An 816-nucleotide genomic window follows, 5' to 3' on the forward strand; every position below is an offset into this window, starting at 1 on the left:
TACCTCATTCATTTTGGAAGCTGGCCGCAAGCCTACGATATGGCTCATAAATCCATTACACCTGACAGATCGATTTATATATAAACACCAAGCTATTTAATCTTTTTAATAAATCGTCAAAGGGGACAGCAGTGCATATTCTCTATATTGGTCCAGTCGCGCGCCAAAAATTCAACGGTTCTTAGATGTTATCAGAGACAATGGCTGGACAGCCTCGCTGGTGGGTGTACCTAAACAACCCTTCGACGACTTTGCTGCCCACTTTATCCATCACCATATTGTTCCGTCTCTTAATGAAGAGGTCGATCTTTGCGTAGAGATAATTTCTGACAAAGAGAGCCCAAGGGCTTTTGATGGCGTCTATCCGGCGAGTGAATTTTCTGTCCCCCTTGCGGACGCAATTGCCGAAAAATTGGGTTTGCCGCACCACGGTGAAAATGTCATAAAAGCATTCAGAAACAAGGCATCAATGCGAGTGGCTTTTGAAGCGCTTGGAGTAACTCAACCTAGGGTTTATGCAACGCTTAAATCTGACGTCGATTTTTCAATGATACCGGAGACATTTCCGGTTGTGGTCAAGCCAGTCGACAGCACGGGTAGTACCTTAGTCCGCATCTGCAAAAACAAAGAGGAATTGAGGGAGGCGGCGAATGCCGTTTTCGAGAGAAAAACGTCCCGTATCACATCACTCGCCTTGAGTCAGACAGCGTTGGTTGAAGAAGCCATATTTGGTCCTGAATACAGTGCTGAGTGTGTGGTTGAAGATCTGGAATTGCTCCATCTGTCTGTGACTGAAAAGCATCTCGTTGGATGTGA

Annotated in this window: 1 protein-coding gene; it reads left to right on the forward strand. The window is 45.6% G+C overall.

Annotation, left to right across the window (positions count from 1 at the left end; all coding sequences use genetic code 11):
• Positions 1 to 220 precede the first annotated feature (220 nt).
• On the forward strand, positions 221 to 816 hold a 596-nt coding region (locus tag CS022_RS24605), incomplete at its 3' end, for an ATP-grasp domain-containing protein (RefSeq protein ID WP_129124486.1).

Origin of the sequence: Veronia nyctiphanis, assembly GCF_004116385.1 — a bacterium.
Taxonomy (GTDB): Bacteria; Pseudomonadota; Gammaproteobacteria; order Enterobacterales; family Vibrionaceae; genus Veronia; species Veronia nyctiphanis.